The following is a 17,855-nucleotide window of genomic DNA, read 5'->3' on the forward strand; positions in this document are numbered from 1 at the left end:
TGGTGCGGCGGGTGTCGGTGGTCGTTCCTAGCGTGGTGGGGTGACCGAACCCGTCGATGCGTGGTGGCGCCGCCGACAGTGGTCGCGCGGCGAAGCTGTTCCGTACGCCGTCGGGCAATTCCGCGCCGACTGGGCGCCGTACCCGGTGCTCATCCGGCAGTACCACCCCGACTGGAACCACGGCGTCGTCCTGACCCAGGTCCCCCCGGCGGCCGAGGTCCTGCTCACCTGGGAGTGCGACGTCGGGCACGTCTTCGTCGCGACCCCGTCCGAACAGCGGTCCCGTCCGGGCCGTGAGCGCCGCCGCTCCGTGTGGTGCCCCGAGTGCGCGGTGCAGGCCCAGCCCCAGCGGTGGCCGGTGCTGCCGTCGGACTGGCCCCAGACGGTGCCCGTGCCGCAGCGGGTCGTCCGGAGTGCCGGACGACAGACCCTGCCCGCGGCTCCGGTGCGCGGGGTCCCGGCCGGAGCCGTCCCGTCGAGCCGTGCCCGCTCTCGTCGGCCCGTCGCCGGGTCCGTCGGCTCGGCAGCGTCGGCTGGTGGTGCACCCCGTCGGGCCGCCCAGTCCGTTCCCCGCACGGTCTGCCCGAAGACCCCGCGGCTGCCGTCGGGTGAGTCGTTCACGAGCGTCTGCGCCCCGGCGACGGCCTCGGCGGTCGAAGCCGAACTCCGGGGCATGCTGTCCGAGCGGTTCGCGTTCACCTACGACCACTCCGCCATCCGACTCGACCGCCCGTTCTTCGACCACGTCGAGGCCTGGCCGGACATCATCCTGCCGGAGCTCCGCGTCGCCATCGAGTACGACTCCACCGGTCGGCACGGGCTCGAGCACGTCGGCCCGCGGCAGGACACCGACCGCAGGAAGGACCGAGCGATCCGCGCCGTGGGGTGGGAGGTCGTCCGCATCCGCACCGGGCGGCTGCCGGCGCTCGGCCCGTACGACCTGCAGGTCTCGGGCATCTCCGGCCGGACCGTCGACCGGCTGGCGGACACCCTGCGCGAGCTCCGGGGCGCGCTGTTCGTCGACGCCTACGCCCGGTGACGCCGCCGATCGGGGTACAGGCGCGGGGTGACGGGGTACGGCCCGGCTGGGAGCGGTCGCGAGCGACGGGTAGGTATACAGAGTGACCACCGTCTTCTGTCTCCACGCCCTCGGCGCGAGTTCCGAGGAGTTCGCGCTGCTGCGCGCCGAGCTCCTCGGCGACCTCGACCTGATCGGCATCGACCTGCCCGGCTTCGGTCGCAGCCCGGCGTCGTCCGGCACCACCGTCGAGGAGATGGCCGTCCTGGTGGAGCGCGCGATCGGGGCGAGTGGCTCGACGGAGTGGATGCTCCTCGGGCACTCGATGGGCGGCAAGGTCGCCACGGTGGTGGCTGACCGCACGATCTCCGGCGCGAACGGCCTGTTCGGGCTGCGGGCCGTGGTGCTCCTCGCCGCGTCCCCGCTCGCTCCCGAGCCGATGGACGACGACCGCCGTTGGACGATGCTCTCGTGGGCTGCCGGTGGCCCGATCGGCACCGAGGACGCCGCGCAGTTCGTCGCCGCCAACGCCGCGGCACCCCTGGCGCCCGCGCGGCACAGTGCGGCGGTGCAGGACGTCGAGCGGACCGACCCCGCGGCCTGGACCGACTGGCTGTCCCGCGGCAGCCGCGAGGACTGGTCGGACGCCGCACCGAACCCGGTGCCCGCCCTGGTGCTCGCCGGTGCCGAGGACGGCGACCTGGATGCCGACGCCCAGCGTCGCCTGACCCTGCCGCACTGGCCGAACAGCGAGCTCCACGTCGTCGACGGCGCCGCCCACCTGCTGCCCTGGGAACAGCCAGAGGCCGTGGCCGAGCGCCTCCGCGACTTCTGGCAGCGCCGGGTCGCGGGGTCGCCGGTCGTCCCCGTGGAGCACGCCCGCGTGATCGCCTCGCCGCGGGTCAGCGCTCGGACCCGAGGCCTGCTGGCCGAGCGCGCCCTGCCCGACGACCCGACGGCCGCACCCCACGCGCTGACGCCGACGCAGTTGGGCACCCTGCGTGCGGTCGCGCGGATCGTCGTCCCGCAGCCCGGCACCGACCAGGTCGACCTCGCCCTGCGGGTCGACGCGCAGCTCGCCGCCGGGCTCGGCGACGGCTGGCGGCCGGACGGCATGCCGGTGGACGCCGAGGCCTACCGAGCCGCGCTCGACGTGCTCGCCGCACCCGCCCGCGACGGCGTGCTCGACCAGGCCCTCGAGTCCGTGGCAGCCGGGCGGTACCGCGCCGACGGTGATCTCGACGCCGAGCAGCTGCGCGCGTGGTTCGAGGACGCCAGCGTCGACCTCGTGAAGCACTGGCTCGCACACCCCGCCACCATGGCCGCCATCGACTTCGACGGCTACGCGAACGGCGGTGACGGCGTCCGCAAGCAGGGCTTCCAGCTGCTCGCGGCGGGCCAGCGCGAGGCCTGGGAACCCGAGGCCCCCGCCGACCCCGGCACGGCCACCACGATCGACACCGCACCGACGACCGGAGCTGCACGATGAGACTCGACGGACAACGCACGTACGGCACGGACGACGTCGTCGACGTGGTGGTGGTCGGCACCGGGGCCGGGGGAGCACCGCTCCTCGCCTCGCTGGCCCGCCGAGGCCTGACGGTCGTCGCGCTCGAAGCCGGCCGCAACACCGAGCCGGGCGACCACGTGCCGGACGAGGTCGCCGCCCCCGGTGACATCAACTGGATGGACGAGCGGCTGAGCGGCGGCGGAGCCCCCACCGCCTTCGGCCCCAACAACAGCGGCACGGGCGTCGGTGGCTCGACGCTGCACTGGGGCGCGTTCACCCCGCGGCCGAGCGAGCACGACCTGCGGCTGCGGACCGAGAGCGGCGCGGGACAGGACTGGCCGATCAGCCACGCCGAGCTCACGGGCTGGATCGAGCAGGTCGAGCACGACGTCGGTGTCGCCGGCCCCGAGCACTACCCGTGGGACCCGTCCCGTCGTTACCGGATGCGCCCGCCGGCCCGGAACGCCTCGTCGGACATGATGATGCGCGGCACCGCGGCGGTCGGGATCACCGCCACCGATGCCCCGGTCGGCCTGACCACCGAGGACCGGCACCAGGAGCACCACGGGCTGCGCCAGGCCTGCGTGTCCTGCGGCTCCTGCCACCAGGGCTGCCGCAACGGCTCGAAGGTCTCGATGGACACGACCTACCTGCCCGCCGCCGTGGCGTTCGGTGCCGAGATCCGTCCGGAGTCCTTCGTGCACGGCATCGAGCTCGACGCGGCGGGACGGGTCGAGGCGGTCCTCTACACCGCCGACGGGCGTGAGCACCGCCAGCGCTGCCGGACCCTCGTCCTCGCCGCGGGCGGTGTCGAGACGCCGCGGCTGCTGCTGCACACCGGTGTCGCGAACGGCAGCGGACAGGTCGGCCGGAACTTCACCGCGCACGGAGCCACCCAGGTGTGGGCGCGGTTCGACGAGTCGATGCGCTCGTACCGCGGGTACCCGTCGTCGATCATCACCGAGGACTTCGTCCGACCGGCGGACGCCGACTTCGCGGGCGGCTACCTCATCCAGAGCCTGGGCGTGCAGCCGCAGACCTTCGCGACCTCGCTGGTGCGGGGTGGCGGACTCCGCGGTGCCGAGCTCGTCCGGGCGCTGCAGGACTACCCGTTCTCGGCCGGCGTCGGCATCAACGCCGAGTGCCTGCCGTACGACGACAACCGGCTCGAGCTGACCGACGAACTCGACGAGCACGGCGTCCCGCGTGCCCGGGTCTCGTTCACCCCGGGCTCGAACGAAGAGGCGATCCGCCGCCACGCGGTCCGCACGATGACGACCATCGTCGAGGCTGCCGGTGGCCAGGACGTCCGGGTGCTCGAACGCACGGCGCACACCATCGGGACCGCGCGGATGGGCACGGACCGCGAGACCTCCGTCGTCGACCAGGACGGCCGCTCGTGGGACGTCCCGAACCTGTGGATCGCCGACAACTCGGTGTTCCCGAGCGCGGTCATCGCGAACCCGGCGCTGACGATCATGGCGCTCTCGCTCCGCACCGCCGACCGCATGCTGCAGGCCGCCTGAGCAGGCGCCCCGACGGCTGAGCAGGCGCCCCGCCTGCTCGGTCGTGCGTCAGCCCCGCAGCGCGAGCGCCTCGCTCGTCCACCGGGCGTGCAGGTCCCACGGGTCGTCGACCCCGGCGGCGACGGTGTCCACGTGGGCCAGGAGTTCCGGCGTCACCCGGAACCACTCGGTACCCGGGTACCGGCTGGCGGCGAACGTGGCGTGCCGTCGGCGTTCGAGGGTCCGGTCACCGCGCTCGAACGCCAGCAGGTCCTGGTGCGGGATCGCGGCGAGCCGTTGCCGAGGGTTCATCGTCGTGCCGATCTTGATGCGGTCGCCGAAGTCGTCGCGCATCCGCAGGTAGTAGACGACGTCGACCCGAGGGGGAGCGAGGTCGCCGTCCGGCACCTCGCCCCAGCGCCACTCGCACCGGGCGCACACCATCCCCGAGGGGTAGCGCACCCCGATCCGCGAACCGCACGCCGGGCACGGGCCGGGCAGGGCGTCCTCGATGCCGGGGCGTTCGGCCGCGAGGTCGGCGACGAACGCGACGTGCGCGCCGCACAGGGGGACGCCCGCGAGACCGTCCGCGAGGACGCCCGCGCAACCCGGCACGCAGCACGACGAGGTGACCATGCGCGGAACGCTAGCCCGACCCACCGACGTGCCCCGGGCCTCCCGGCCGCTGCGCGTACCGGGCGTGCCTGGCGTACCTGGTCGAATCGGCCGTACCCGGTCGAACCGGGCGTACCTGGTCCGTTCTTCCGACCAGGTACGCCCGTTTCCACAAGCCATCGCGCGCGTTCTGGGTAGGATCGGGCGTACCTGGTCGAATCGGGCGTACCTGGTCGAAGCGGGCGTACCTGGTGCGTTCTTCCGACCAGGTACGCCCGTTTCCACCAGCCATCGCGCCCCTTCTGGGAAGGATCGGGCGTACCTGCGGGAACCGCGCGCCCCGGCCGCCGGGCGTACCGACCGAGAACGGGCGTACCGCCCAAGAACGAGCGTCCCTGGTCGAATCGGGCGTACCTGGTGCGTTCTTCCGACCAGGTACGCCCGTTTCCACCAGCCATCGCGCCCACCATGGGAAGGAACGGGCACGCAGGCCGCCGTCAGTCGGTGAAGATCACCCCGACGGGCTCGCGCTTCTCCTCCTGGAACTCGTCCTCACCGCGACCGAGCGCCCAGTACGCCGACAACGACATCTCGCGCTTCTCCAGCCCCCAGTCGTCCTGCAGCAGCCGACGGATCGCCTTCATCGCGGTCCGCTCGCCGTGCGCGAAGACCTGGACCGGCCGGGAGGCACGCGGCAGCCCGCGGGCCGTCTCCAGCAGGAGCGTGCCCGGCTGGGCGCCGGTGGCGTCCCGGTGCAGCCACCGCAGGTCGACCCCCGCCGGGTGCCGGAGGTCCTGCTCGTCGGCGGGCCCGGCCACCTCGACCAGGGCGACCCCGGTGGCGGAGTCGGGCATCGACTCGAGTGCGGCGCCGATCGCGGGCAGGGCGCTGTCGTCACCGAGCAGCACGTGCGTGACCGCCGGGTCCGTGGTGGGCGCGTAGCCACCACCGGGCCCGGACAGGGCGAGCCGATCACCCGGCTGCGCGGACGCTGCCCAGGGACCGGCGAGGCCCTCGTCACCGTGCACGACGAAGTCGATCGCGATGGTCCGCGTGGCGTGGTCGACCGCACGCACCGTGTAGGTGCGGCGGGCAGGGCGGTCGTGCTTCGGCAGGGTCTCGCGCAGGGCCTCGAGGTCGTACGGCGGCACGAGTCCGAGCGACGGCTTGGCGAGCAGGAGCTTGACGTACTTGTCGGTCGAGCCGAGTCGGTCGGGGTCGGCCTGGGCGACGAATTCCTCGAAGGCCGAGCCGCCCAGGTGCACGCGCACCATGTGGGGCGAGAGCCGTTCGGTACGGTCGACGACGAAGACGTGCTGGGGGCGTTTGGGTTTCGAGCTCATCGTGGGGGAGCTTCCTCTCGCGGGTTCGGCGCCACCTGGGTGATCCCTGCTTGACGCGCGCATCACTAAGGTTAGCCTTACCTCATGGACTCGACCGTCATCCCGTTCTCCGAGCTGCTGCGGCGTCGCACGCGGCGCTCGCACGGTGCCTCGGCCACGAGCGGCTTCATGCAGGACCTGCTCGGCGGCGACTGCGACGTCGCCGACTACGCGGACCTGCTCGGACAGTACGCCTTCGTGTACGACGCGCTCGAGCGGGCGGCGGAACGCATGGCCGACCATCCCGTGGCGGCGCCGTTCGTCACCGCGCAGCTCACCCGGATGCCGGCGATCCGTGCCGACCTCGAGTACCTGATCGGCCCGGACTGGTCCGAGCTGGTGTGCCCGCTGCCCGCGACGACCGCGTACGTGCGACGCCTCAACGAGGTCGCGGCCGAGTGGCCCGGCGGCTTCGTGGCACACCACTACACGCGGTACCTCGGCGACGTGTCCGGCGGGCACGTGATCGGACAGGTGCTGGCCGAGCGGTTCGGGTTCGACACGAACGGTGTCCTCTTCTACATCTTCGACCAGGTCGCCGACCCGAGCGACTTCGAGCACACCTACCGGGCCCAGCTCGACGCCGCGCCCTGGACGGCCGACGAGCAGGAGCGGGTGATCGCCGAGGTCGAGCTCGCCTACGAGCTGAACCGTGGGCTGCTCGCCGGCCTCGATGCCCGCCGTGCGCCGTTCCGTCAGGAGCCGGGCAGCGCCTCCGTGCCCGCCTGACCCGCGGCGGCAGTACCCGGGCCCAGCCCGCTCGGACCCGCCTGAGCGCGCAGCGGCTGCGCACTCCCGCCCGGCCCCGCGTCCGTCCGGACGGTCGACGTCATGCGTCCCCGGGTGCCGATACGCTGCTGGGACCCGGGACCAGCCTCCCGGACGACCCGGAAAGGACTCCATGACGGCGATCGACGGATCTGCACGCCACGAGCGCGCGCGGGACGACGTCAGCGGTGCGGTCGACAGTGACCTGCGCGCCGACGTGCGGTACCTCGGCAACCTCCTCGGCCGGGTGCTGCGGGAGAACGGGGGCGACGAACTGCTCCACGACGTGGAGTCGTTGCGCGCCGCCGTGATCGACGCCTACGAGGGCGACCACGCCGAGGGTGCAGCGCGTGCCCAGGCGATCGTCTCCGGCATGTCGGCCGAACGCGCCGAGGCCGTGGCACAGGCGTTCACCACCTACTTCCACCTCACCAACCTGGCCGAGGAACACCACCGCGTGCGGGTCCTCCGCCAGCGCGGCGACGACGGCGGCGTGGCCGGCGACTCGTTCCCCGCCACCTACGCCGAGCTCGTCGCCGAGGTCGGCGAGGCCGAGGCCGCCGAGCGCCTCCGCACCCTGCGGTTCCACCCGGTGCTGACGGCCCACCCGACCGAGGCCCGCCGCCGCGCCGTCACCACGGGTGTCCGCCGCATCACGGACCTCATCGACGAGCGCGACCGCGTCCGCAACGCGACGGCCCGCGCCGAGAACGAGCGCCGCCTGCTCGAGGAGATCACGACCCTCCTGCGCACCTCCCCGCTCCGCACCACCCGGCCGACCCCGCTCGACGAGGTCCGCACCGCGATGAGCGTGTTCGACCAGACCCTGTTCGAGATCGTCCCGCAGGTCTACCGCCTGCTCGACGACCGGCTGCAGGGCGACGACGCCGGCCGCGCTCCCGTGATCGCGCCCGCGTTCGTGCGGTTCGGCACCTGGATCGGCGGCGACCGCGACGGCAACCCGCACGTGACGGCCGACGTCACCCGCCAGGCCGCCGAGATCGCGGCGGAGCACATCCTGCTCGGCCTCGCCCGCGCGACCACCCGCATCGGCAGCGCCCTGACCCTCGATGCGAGCGACACCCCCGCCGACGCCGGCCTCACCGCCCTCGTCGCCGCGCAGGAATCCCTCGACCCGGGCATCGCCGAGCGCATCGGCGTCCGTGCACCGAACGAGACGCACCGTCGTGCGCTCCTGTTCGTCGCCGCACGCATCGACGCCACCCGGACCGGCACCACGCCGCTGGCCTACGACGGACCCGAGGCGCTGCTGGCCGACCTCCGCACCATCCAGGCGTCGCTCATCGCCGCCGGTGCGATCCGCCCGGCGAACGGCGAGCTGCAGAACCTGATCTGGCAGGTCGAGACCTTCGGGTTCCACCTCGCCGAGCTCGAGGTCCGGCAGCACTCGCAGGTGCACCGCACGGCCCTGGCCGAGATCCGCGCCGGTGGCGAACTGAGCGAGACCACCGAAGAGGTCCTCGCCGTCTTCCGCACGATCGCCGGGCTGCAGTCCCGCTACGGCGTCCGCGCGGCGAACCGGTACATCGTGTCCTTCACGCAGTCCCCGGCGGACCTGGCGAACGTGCACGAACTCGCGGTCGCCGCGCTCGGGTCCGCCGAGGCCGCGCCGGTGCTCGACGTCATCCCGCTCTTCGAGACCTTCGCCGACCTGCACGCCAGCGTCGACATCCTCGACGAGGCCGTCCGCACCGAGGCCTTCCAGCGACGCCTCGCCGCGACCGGCCGTCGGCTCGAGGTCATGCTCGGCTACTCGGACTCGTCGAAGGACGTCGGCCCGGTGTCCGCGAACCTGGCGCTGTACGACGCGCAGGCCCGCATCGCCGACTGGGCCCGCGACAACGACATCGAGCTGACCCTGTTCCACGGCCGGGGCGGTTCGCTCGGCCGCGGTGGCGGTCCCGCCAACGAGGCCGTCCTCGCGCAGCCGCCGGGGTCGATCGACGGTCGCCTGAAGCTCACCGAGCAGGGTGAGGTCATCTTCGCCCAGTACGGCGACCAGGACATCGCCGCCCGCCACCTCGAGCAGATGGCCTCGGCGACGCTGTTCGCGTCGTCGCCGTCGAACGAGGCGCGCACCGCCGCCGCGGCCGCCCGGTTCGCCGACCTTGCCCAGCAGCTCGACGACGTCTCGCGCGTGGCCTTCTACGACCTGGTCAAGGCCGACGGCTTCGCGCCCTGGTTCGCCCGGGTCACCCCGATGGAGGAGATCGGCCTGCTGCCCCTCGGCTCCCGCCCGGCCCGTCGTGGCCTGTCGGTGGAGTCGCTGGAGGACCTGCGCGCCATCCCGTGGGTGTTCTCGTGGACGCAGGCGCGCATCAACCTCGCCGGCTGGTACGGGCTCGGCTCCGCGCTCGAGGCCGTCGGCGACGTCGACGTGCTCCGCGCCGCGTACGCCGAGTGGCCGCTCTTCGCCGCGATGATCAAGAACGTCGAGATGTCGCTCGCGAAGACCGACGAGCACATCGCCCGCCGGTACCTCGAGCTCGCCGACCGCGACGACCTCGCCGCGAAGGTGCTCGACGAGATGGTCCGCACCCGCGACTGGGTGCTCCGCGTCTCCGGCGGCAGCGACGTGCTCGAGGACCGGCCCGTCCTGGCCCGCGCCGTGCGCCTCCGCAGCCCGTACGTCGACGCGCTGTCGCACCTGCAGCTCCGTGCGCTGCGCGCCATCCGCACGTCCGGCAGCACGGACCCGACGGACGCCGACCACCGGCTCCTGCTGCTCACCGTCAACGGGATCGCGGCCGGCCTGCAGAACACGGGCTGACGCCCCCGACCGACGGACAGGAGGCCCGGTGCCAGCTGGCACCGGGCCTCCCGTCCGTCCGCGCGCACGTCCCGGGCCGCTGCGCCCAGTGGTCACGAAGCGTCGGCTGCGCCGTCGCCGGGCGACGGAACGCGACCACTCGGCGGACGTGAGCGGGGTGTCGTGGCCGCTCGCGCTTCGCGCCGCCGCTCCGCGCGAGTGGTCAGGACACGTCGGGTTGCCCCGGCCGAGTGGTCACGAAGCGTCGGCTGCGCCGTCGCCGGGCGCCGGAACGCGACCACTCGGCGGACGTGAGCGGGGTGTCCTGACCGCGCGCGCCTCGCGCCGCCGCTCCGCCGAGTGGTAACGAAGCGTCGGCTGCGCCGTCGCCGGGCGACGGAACGCGACCGCTCGGCGGACGTGAGCGGGGTGTCGTGACCGCGCGCGCCTCGCGCCGCCGCTCCGCCGAGTGGTCAGGACACGTCGGGTGGCCCCGCCGAGTGGTCACGAAGCGTCGGCTGCGCCGTCGCCGGGCGACGGAACGCGACCGCTCGGCGGACGTGAGCGGGGTGTCGTGACCGCGCGCGGCGCCGGACGGGAGGCCCGTGGCGGGCCCGCACCGGGCCTCCCGTCCGTCCGCACGCACGTCGCAGGCCCGGCGCTTCGTGAGCAGCAACGGTCGCGTCCGGCACCTCGACTCGACCGTTGCTGCTCTCGAAGTGCCTGTCGAATCGATTCGGGGACGCGTAGCGTGTCCGAGGTGACGACGGAGCGCAGCCTGGGACCGACGACGACCGTGCTGCCCCCGATCGTGCCGCTGGCGCTCATCGTCGGGGTCTCGCCGTTCGCGACGGACATGTACATCCCCGCACTCCCGGCCATCGCGCGCGACCTCGACACCACGCCGGGCGCGGTGCAGCTGTCGCTCACGGCGTTCCTCGTGGCCTTCGCGGTCGGCCAGCTGCTCGTCGGACCGGTGAGTGACGGGATCGGTCGTCGGCCGATGCTCGTCGTCGGGACCGCCCTGTTCGCCCTGGCGTCGGTCGGCTGCGCGCTCGCGCCCGACGTCGTGACGCTGGTGGTGGCCCGCGTCGCCCAGGGACTCGCCGGTGCCGCGGGCGCCGTGGCCGGTCGGGCGATGGTGTCCGACGTGACGAGCGGCACCCGGATGGCGAAGGTCTTCGGCACACTCGCGGCCATCAATGCGATCGGCCCCGTGGTGGCCCCGCTGGCCGGGGGAGCGGTGCTCACGGTCGGCACGTGGCGGCTCATGTTCGTCGTGCTGGCCGTGCTCGGTGCCGTCTTCTTCGTGGCGGTGGTGCTGCGGTTCCGCGAGACCCTGCCGCCGGAGCGTCGCGGTGGCGTCGGGTTCGCCGCCAACGGACGTCGCATCCGCGAGCTCCTGGCGATCCCGCGGTTCCGGGCCTACGTGCTGAGCGGGGTGCTGTCGACGGTGGGGTTCTTCGCGTACATCGCGACGAGTTCGTTCGTGTTCCAGTCGGAGTTCGGGTTCTCCGAGGGGCTGTACACGCTGGTCTTCGCCACGAACGCGTCGATGATGATCGTCACGACGCTGCTGTTCGGTCGGCTCGTCGGACGGTTCACCGAAGACGCCCTGCTGACCCTGGGCCTGGTCGTCGGGACGGTCGGGGCCACGGCCGTGCTCGTGTCGGCGATCCTCGGACTCGGACCCGTGCCGGTGTGGTGCGCCCTCGCGGTCGTGACGGCCGCGTGGGGCTTCGTCCTGCCGGCGGCGATGACCCGCACCCAGCACGTTGGCGCGGCGCACCCGGGGACTGCGGCCGCCCTGCAGGGCGGGCTGACCTTCGGCATCGGCGGTCTCGGCACACCGCTCGCCGGAGCCCTCGGCGGCACGGCACTGGCGATGGGCGGGGTGATGGCAGCGCTGATGGCCGCGGCCGTGGTGGTCCAGGTGACGGCGACGCGGCGAAACCGGTCCCACACCTGACGGTCTGAGCCGGTAGGTTGCTGGTTGCAAGGCGCACCGATCTGAGGAGACCCACCGAGATGGACATCGTCGTACACGAGGCGGAGACCGACACCGCCGTCCTGGAGTGCAGCGGCCGGCTCAACATGGTCTCCGCGCCCACGTTCCGCGAGACCGTCGCCCAGATCGTCGGCAACGGGCGTTCGCGGCTCGTGGTCGAGCTCTCCGGGGTCGAGTTCATGGACTCCTCCGGCCTCGGCGCCCTGGTCGGCAGCCTCAAGACCGCGCGGCAGGCCGGCGGCGACCTCCGCATCGCGGCGCCGTCGGAACAGGTCCAGATGGTGCTCAAGCTCTCGAACATCGACAAGATCCTGCGGACGTACCCCGACGGGGACGCCGCGGTGACCGACTGGTGATGACCGCCCCCGTCGCCGAGCACATGCTCGCACTGGCGTGCCCTCCGGACGACGTGTCCGCCGTGCACGACTTCCTCGCGGGCGTGTGGCAGCACGAGCCGTCCGTCGCCGCCGAGGACCGGATGGCCCTCGAGCTCGCCCTGGTCGAACTCACCTCGAACGTCATCGAGCACGGCGCCCGGCCGGACGGCGTCTCGTGCGAGCTCCGGCTCGAGATCGGCGACGAGCGCTTCCAGGCGCTGCTGTCCGACGACGGGGTCGCGGCGACGGTGGATCCCGACGCCGCCGTGCTGCCCGACGACTTCGCCGAGGGCGGTCGCGGGCTCGCCCTCGTCCGGATGGTCGTCGACGACCTGCGGTACGAACGCGTGGCCGACCGGAACCGCTGGACGGTGCTGCGCTCCCGCCACTGAGCGGGAGCACGGCCCCGGGCATCGACTGGGCCGCATCGGTCGTCCACCCAGCGCACTCCGTGGGCCGTAAACCGCAATGACGGATCGCCGATTGTCGCGTTTCCCGGACACCGTGTCACGATTCGCGCGATGACTGTCGAGCCTGATCCCCGGATCCGGTTCGAGACGTCCGGCGCCGGACTCGACGCGGCCGTGCAACTGTACGAAGAGGCCTACGAGAGCACGGGGTTCTCGGCGTCCCGGACCGATCGTCCGTTCGCGTACCGGTTCCAGGTCGTGGGCGACGGATCGATGACGTTCCGCTCCACCCGGTTCGACGGGCGGATGCAGGGCGAGGTCGAGGTCCCCGACGAGTACGTCGTGATGTGGACCTCGGACGGCGGTGGCCGCGTCGACGTCGGTCGCCAGGAGGTCGACTTCGCACCGGGGACGCCCCGGGTGTTCCCGACACGGCGCCCCTTCGCCTTCGACCTGCAGGAGATCCGCCAGAGCCTCGTGCAGTTCGACCGCACGTACCTGGAGCGCGTCGCCGCCGAGGTGCACGGCACCCGGCCCGGCCCCCTCGTGTTCGATCACACCGCAGCGCCCCGGCCGGAGGATCTCCGCGCCTGGAACGCCCGGGTGCAACGAGCCGCGGCGATCGTGCTCGGCCCGACACCGCTCACCGCGCTGGCCCTCGCCGAGACCGTGCGCGAGACCGCGCTGGCCTTCCTCGACACGTTCCCGCACGAGTCCATCGCCCCGGATGTCACGCTGCCGCAGGGAGCCACCGGTCGCGTCCGCGAAGCCGTGGAGTTCATGCACGCCTTCGCCCACACGCCCGTGACCACGACCGACGTCGCCCAGCACGTCGGCCTGAGCGTCCGGGGGCTGCAGCAGGCGTTCCAGCGGCAGGTCGGCACAGCGCCGAACGCGCTGCTGCGGGGGATCCGCCTGGACCGCGTGCACGAGGAACTCCGGCGTGCGTCGGCGGGCGAGCTGACGGTGGCGAGCGTGGCGTTGCGCTGGGGCTTCGCGCACCTGGGCCGGTTCTCGGCGGCGTACGCGTCGCGCTTCGGGCAGTACCCGCGCGACACGCTGCAGCAGCCCCGGGGCGCTGTCCTGCAGCCCTGACGCACGTCACACTCCGGATCGGCACCCCGCCGGTTCGCTACGCTGCCGGGGTGAGCAGACCGCGACCGTGGGTGATCGTCCCCGGCATCTGGAACTCGGACCCGGACCACTGGCAGTCCGTCTGGGAGCGGGAGCAGCAGGACGAGCACGGCCAGCACGGCCAGCAGGACGAGAACGGCCAGCAGGACGAGAACGGCCAGCACGACCAGCACGACCGTCACCCTCAGCGCGCCACCGTCCGCATCGCCCCCACCTCGTGGAGCGACCCGGAGCCCGACGACTGGCACGACGCGATCTCCGCGGCCGTGGCCTCGTGCACGGAACCCCCGGTCCTCATCGCCCACAGCCTCGGCGTCCTGGCCGTCGCCGACTGGCTCGCCACCACGGCGGACGCTCCCGCGCTCGTCGCCGGTGCCTTCCTCGTCGCCCCGCCCGACCCGCTCGGCGCCGCGTTCCCGGCCGAGGCCTCGGGCTTCGTGACACCGCGCCCGGTGCCCGCGGCCCAGCAGGTCCCGACGCGCCTCGTCGTGAGCGACGACGACCCGTACTGCAGCGCCGACCGGGGCGTCGTGTTCGCCGACGTCATGGGCGCGGACGTCGTCCGTGTCGGTCCCCTCGGGCACGTGAACGTCGCCAGTGGTGTCGGTGCCTGGTCGGCTGGACGGGAACTGCTGCGGGCGTTCGAGGACGGCCTCCGCCCACCCCGGTGACCACGGCGCGCGACACGCCGCTCAACTCCGCTCCGATATGGCAGGCGGTGCAGCGACACTCCGCGGATGTCCCGCATTTCGGCCCGCGCGATATTTATCCTTCGAGCATGGAGACCCAGTCCGGCGCACGCACCCCGCTCGTGGACCCGTTCGGCCGCGAACTCGAGGAGTGGCTCCGCGACGCACCGGCGACCCGTGCCCCGTACGTGCCGGACCTCGTCGTCCCGCCCGTCACCGGCCCCGTGCAGCGCCCCGGACACGCAGCGATCAGCACCTCGACCGCCGACGAAGCGACCGTCGACCCGACGACCGCCCCGGCGCACGTCGCCACCCCGGCCCCGGCTGACGAGACGACCCCGGCGGACGAGACCACCCCGTCGGCACCCGCCGCCCCCGCGTTCCGCCGCGACCGCGCCCGCCACGCCGCGGTCTGCGCCCCGTCGTTCCCGGAGCCGCCGGAGCGTCTGGCCCTGCGCATCGAGGACCTCGCGGTCAAGGTCTCGTCGTCCACCGGCCGCAGCAGCATCGAGCGCATCGTCCTGCTCGAGGACGAGGTCCGCCGCCGTGACGAGGACCTCGCTCGCCTCGCCGCGTGGGAGGCCACCGTCGCCGGCTCGGAGGACCCCGAGGTGACGGCCGCCCGCGCCTTCGCCCACACCGTCTTCGCCGACCTGCTGACCGATGCCGCCGCCGAGGCGGACCGCCGCGACCGCGCCGCAGCCCGCCGCGCAGCGACCGCTCCCGTGGCGCTCGTCACCCGGGCGGCCCCCGTGCCGACCCGCGCAGCACGGAGCGTCTCCGCAGCAGAGCAGGCACCCGCACCGGAAGCCGCACCGGTGGTGGAACTCGTCACCCCGGAACGCGACGAACCCGTCCGACCGGTGCTGGGCCTCCCGACTGTGTCCCCGGTGTCCGCGGCCACGCGACCCACCCCGCTCGTCCTGCCCGCCACCGGGCCGACGGTCATCGACCGCGCGGCCTTCGCCGCCGCGCTCACCGCGCACCAGGGCGTCACCGCCAGCACGCCGGTCGTCCTGCCGGACGCCGTCGCCGCACCCGTGGTCCCGGCCCCCGTCGCGCAGGCAGCGGACGCCGACACCGCCACGGCGGCAGCGCCGGCCCCGGCCGGCTGGTGGTCGCGACTCGTCGACCGCCTGCTCGGTCTGCTCGCTCGTCGCTGACGGCTTGCGGCCACGACGCCGTCGGCTGCACTGCCTCCGGCTGCACTGCCTCCGGCTGCACTGCCTGGAGGCCCGGATCACCCCACACGGACCGGCTGCCCCGTGCGGGGCGGTCGCCTCGGTACACTGACGGGATGCCGACGCTCCGCGAACTCCAGGCCGTGATCGAGGACCTGTGGCCCGCCGCCGGTGCCGAGTCGTGGGACTCCGTCGGGCTCGTCGCGGGGGATCCCGCCGCCACCGTCGAGCACGTGCACCTCGCCGTCGACGCTGTCCCGGCCACCGCCCGTGAAGCCGTCGAACTCGGTGCCGGGCTCCTGCTCACGCACCACCCGCTGCTGCTGCGCGGGGTGACGACGATCGCGGAGTCGACCTACAAGGGCAGCGTCCTCGCGACCCTCGTGCGGGGCGGCAGCGCCCTGCTCGCGGCGCACACCAACGCCGACGTCGTGACGACCGGCACCTCGGCCGTCCTCGCCGATCGCCTCGGGCTCACCGAGCAGCGCCCGCTCGACGCCGGAGCCGACCCCGACACGGGCATCGGCCGAGTCGGGGTGCTGCCCGAGGGGACGACCCTCGGCGCCCTCGCCCGGAAGCTCGTCGACCTGCTGCCGCCCACCGCAACCGGCGTCCGCGTCTCCGGTGACTTCGACCAGCCCGTCCGTACCGTGGCGCTGTGCGCGGGTGCGGGCGACTCGCTGCTCGGCCACCCCGCCGTGCTCGACGCCGACGTCTACATCACGAGCGACCTGCGGCACCACCCGGCCTCGGAGTTCCGCGAACAGGCGCTGCTCGGCGGCGGGCCGGCGCTCATCGACACCTCGCACTGGGCCACCGAGTGGCTCTGGCTCGACGTCGCCGCCGAGCAGCTGCGCACCCGGGCCGGGGTCCGCGTCACCGTGAGCGACCTCCGCACCGACCCGTGGGACTTCGCCGTCCTGCCGGCCGCCGAACCCACCACCCCCACAGAAGGAGCCTGACCATGAAGGCAGCACCCGAGGACCAGGTCATCCTCCTCGACGTCCAGCGTCTCGACAACGACGTCACCCGCATCGCGCACCGCATCACGTCGTTGCAGAAGGGCGACCAGCTGACCGAGCTGAGCAAGCAGGCCGCGGCGCTCCGGAGCGAACTCGTCGCCGCCACCGGCGAGGTCGAGGACGCCGAGCGCGACCTCGCCCGCCTGGAGTCCGACACCGCTGTGGCACAGGCCCGTGTCGAACGCGACACCACGATGCTGCAGAACGTCGCGAACGCGAAGGACGCCGCCGGACTGCAGAGCGAGCTCGACTCGCTGCAGCGGCGCATCGGCGGCCTCGAGACCGCCGAGCTCGAGATCATGGAGAACCTCGACGGGCTCCGCGCCCGGGTCGGCGACATCGAGGCGAAGCTCGCCGACGTCGAGGCCGCCCGCGGTGGTCTGGTCGCCGAGCGCGACGCGGAGATCGCCCGGCTCACGGCCGACCGCGAGTCCGCCGAGCAGGCCCGCGCCGACGTCGCTGCCAAGGTGCCGGCCGAGCTGCTCGCCCTGTACGACCGGCAGCGTGCGCGCTACGGCTTCGGCGCCTCGCTGCTGCAGGGTGGCGTGTCGACGGCCTCGGGCGTGGCGCTCAACAACTCCGACCTGCAGACCATCCGCCGGGCTGCACCCGACGACGTGGTGCTGTGCCCCGACAGCGACGCGATCCTGGTGCGGACGGCCGAGTCCGGGCTGTAGTCGCGAGCGACGTCCGTGGCGGAGGCGCGGTGCCGGCTGGCACCGCGCCTCCTGTCCGTCATGGGCTGGTCGCAACGCGTCGGGTGCGTGCCGCCGAGAGGTCACGAACGGTCGGCTGCGGTCCCGCCGGCCGACAGTTGGTGACCGCTCGGCGGACCTGAGCGGGGAGTCATGACCGCGCGCGGCGCGCGCGCCGCCTGACGGGAGGCCCGTGGCGGCGCCGCACCGCGCCTCCTGTCCGTCGTGGGCTGGTCGCAACGCGTCGGGTGCGTGCCGCCGAGAGGTCACGAACTGTCGGCTGCGGCCCTGCCGGCCGACAGATGGTGACCACTCGGCGGAGCTGAGCGGGGAGTCGTGACCGCGCGCGCCGCGCGCGCGTGCACGCGGGCCAACGCGGCACGGGGAAGGGGGCGAATGGGCCGGCCGTACGCCGGGTTCTGTCCCGCCACTTGCGCGGCGGTGACGGCCATCTCTCTCGGACCGACGTTGCCGTCGGCCTCCAGCGGTCTACCCGAGGACTCGGCGAGCAGCCTCAACGTCCTCTGTCTGACCTTGCTCCGGGCGAGGTTTACCGAGCGGATCCGGTCACCCGGACCCCTGGTGGTCTCTTACACCACCGTTTCACCCTTACCGACGTTGCCGCCGGCGGTCTGCTTTCTGTGGCACTGTCTCGCGGATTGCTCCGGGTGGGTGTTACCCACCGCCCTGCTCTGTGGAGCCCGGACGTTCCTCGGCGCTCCCGGGGGAGCGACGCGACCGTCTCACCGACCCATTCGCTGGAGCGAGTCT

The 17,855-nt window shown here is 73.4% G+C and carries 15 protein-coding genes and 1 other RNA gene; 13 read left to right on the forward strand and 3 right to left on the reverse strand.

Annotated elements, in window-relative coordinates; translation table 11 throughout:
- The first annotated feature begins 40 nt into the window (after window positions 1–40).
- The 3 genes from HQQ79_RS08080 (at window position 41) to HQQ79_RS08090 (ending at window position 4,054) form a co-directional block, all read left to right on the forward strand.
- The gene (locus tag HQQ79_RS08080) at window positions 41–1,039 is read left to right on the forward strand and encodes a hypothetical protein (protein ID WP_173033572.1); all 999 of its coding nucleotides are present in this window, start codon (window positions 41–43) and stop codon (window positions 1,037–1,039) included.
- Between the two features lie 82 nt (window positions 1,040–1,121).
- Entirely contained in the window at window positions 1,122–2,507 is a 1,386-nt protein-coding gene (locus HQQ79_RS08085; RefSeq protein WP_173033574.1) for an alpha/beta fold hydrolase, read from the forward strand.
- On the forward strand, window positions 2,504–4,054 hold the full coding sequence (locus HQQ79_RS08090; RefSeq protein ID WP_027465434.1) for a GMC family oxidoreductase: 1,551 nt from the start codon (window positions 2,504–2,506) through the stop codon (window positions 4,052–4,054). Before HQQ79_RS08085 ends, HQQ79_RS08090 begins: the two co-directional genes overlap by 4 nt.
- Before the next feature lie 48 nt (window positions 4,055–4,102).
- Here HQQ79_RS08090 and HQQ79_RS08095 read toward each other — a convergent pair whose 3' ends face one another.
- A complete protein-coding gene (locus HQQ79_RS08095) occupies window positions 4,103–4,669 on the reverse strand; it encodes a GIY-YIG nuclease family protein (protein WP_173033576.1) in 567 nt (188 codons plus the stop codon).
- Between the two features lie 476 nt (window positions 4,670–5,145).
- Window positions 5,146–5,991 carry a siderophore-interacting protein gene (locus tag HQQ79_RS08100; protein ID WP_173033592.1) on the reverse strand — a complete coding sequence of 282 codons (846 nt, stop codon included), beginning with the start codon at window positions 5,989–5,991 and terminating at the stop codon, window positions 5,146–5,148.
- Between the two features lie 84 nt (window positions 5,992–6,075).
- Between HQQ79_RS08100 and HQQ79_RS08105 the strand changes: the two genes are divergently transcribed.
- From HQQ79_RS08105 to HQQ79_RS08150, 10 genes are all read left to right on the forward strand, one after another.
- Window positions 6,076–6,759: a heme oxygenase (biliverdin-producing) gene (locus HQQ79_RS08105; RefSeq protein WP_138803218.1), complete on the forward strand. Its 684-nt coding sequence runs from the start codon at window positions 6,076–6,078 to the stop codon at window positions 6,757–6,759.
- Between the two features lie 172 nt (window positions 6,760–6,931).
- Window positions 6,932–9,589: a phosphoenolpyruvate carboxylase gene (locus tag HQQ79_RS08110; RefSeq protein ID WP_173033594.1), complete on the forward strand. Its 2,658-nt coding sequence runs from the start codon at window positions 6,932–6,934 to the stop codon at window positions 9,587–9,589.
- Between the two features lie 739 nt (window positions 9,590–10,328).
- On the forward strand, window positions 10,329–11,537 hold the full coding sequence (locus HQQ79_RS08115) for a multidrug effflux MFS transporter (protein ID WP_367948077.1): 1,209 nt from the start codon (window positions 10,329–10,331) through the stop codon (window positions 11,535–11,537).
- A gap of 59 nt (window positions 11,538–11,596) precedes the next feature.
- A complete protein-coding gene (locus tag HQQ79_RS08120; RefSeq protein WP_017886068.1) occupies window positions 11,597–11,932 on the forward strand; it encodes an STAS domain-containing protein in 336 nt (111 codons plus the stop codon).
- Window positions 11,932–12,345: an ATP-binding protein gene (locus tag HQQ79_RS08125; protein WP_035808261.1), complete on the forward strand. Its 414-nt coding sequence runs from the start codon at window positions 11,932–11,934 to the stop codon at window positions 12,343–12,345. Before HQQ79_RS08120 ends, HQQ79_RS08125 begins: the two co-directional genes overlap by 1 nt.
- A 129-nt stretch (window positions 12,346–12,474) precedes the next feature.
- A complete protein-coding gene (locus HQQ79_RS08130) occupies window positions 12,475–13,458 on the forward strand; it encodes an AraC family transcriptional regulator (protein ID WP_173033598.1) in 984 nt (327 codons plus the stop codon).
- Window positions 13,459–13,508: 50 nt separating this feature from the next.
- Entirely contained in the window at window positions 13,509–14,168 is a 660-nt protein-coding gene (locus HQQ79_RS08135) for an alpha/beta hydrolase (RefSeq protein ID WP_173033606.1), read from the forward strand.
- 107 nt (window positions 14,169–14,275) lie between these two features.
- The gene (locus HQQ79_RS08140) at window positions 14,276–15,349 is read left to right on the forward strand and encodes a hypothetical protein (RefSeq protein WP_173033608.1); all 1,074 of its coding nucleotides are present in this window, start codon (window positions 14,276–14,278) and stop codon (window positions 15,347–15,349) included.
- A 134-nt stretch (window positions 15,350–15,483) separates the two neighbouring features.
- Entirely contained in the window at window positions 15,484–16,329 is an 846-nt protein-coding gene (locus HQQ79_RS08145; RefSeq protein WP_071244543.1) for a Nif3-like dinuclear metal center hexameric protein, read from the forward strand.
- 2 nt (window positions 16,330–16,331) lie between these two features.
- Window positions 16,332–17,066, forward strand: a complete 735-nt coding sequence (locus HQQ79_RS08150) for a zinc ribbon domain-containing protein (protein WP_027465445.1) — start codon at window positions 16,332–16,334, stop codon at window positions 17,064–17,066.
- Between the two features lie 411 nt (window positions 17,067–17,477).
- Here HQQ79_RS08150 and rnpB read toward each other — a convergent pair.
- Window positions 17,478–17,838, reverse strand: an RNA gene (gene rnpB, locus HQQ79_RS08155) — RNase P RNA component class A.
- Window positions 17,839–17,855 lie beyond the last annotated feature (17 nt).

Origin of the sequence: Curtobacterium sp. VKM Ac-2852, assembly GCF_013205045.1 — a bacterium.
Classification (GTDB): Bacteria; Actinomycetota; Actinomycetes; order Actinomycetales; family Microbacteriaceae; genus Curtobacterium; species Curtobacterium flaccumfaciens.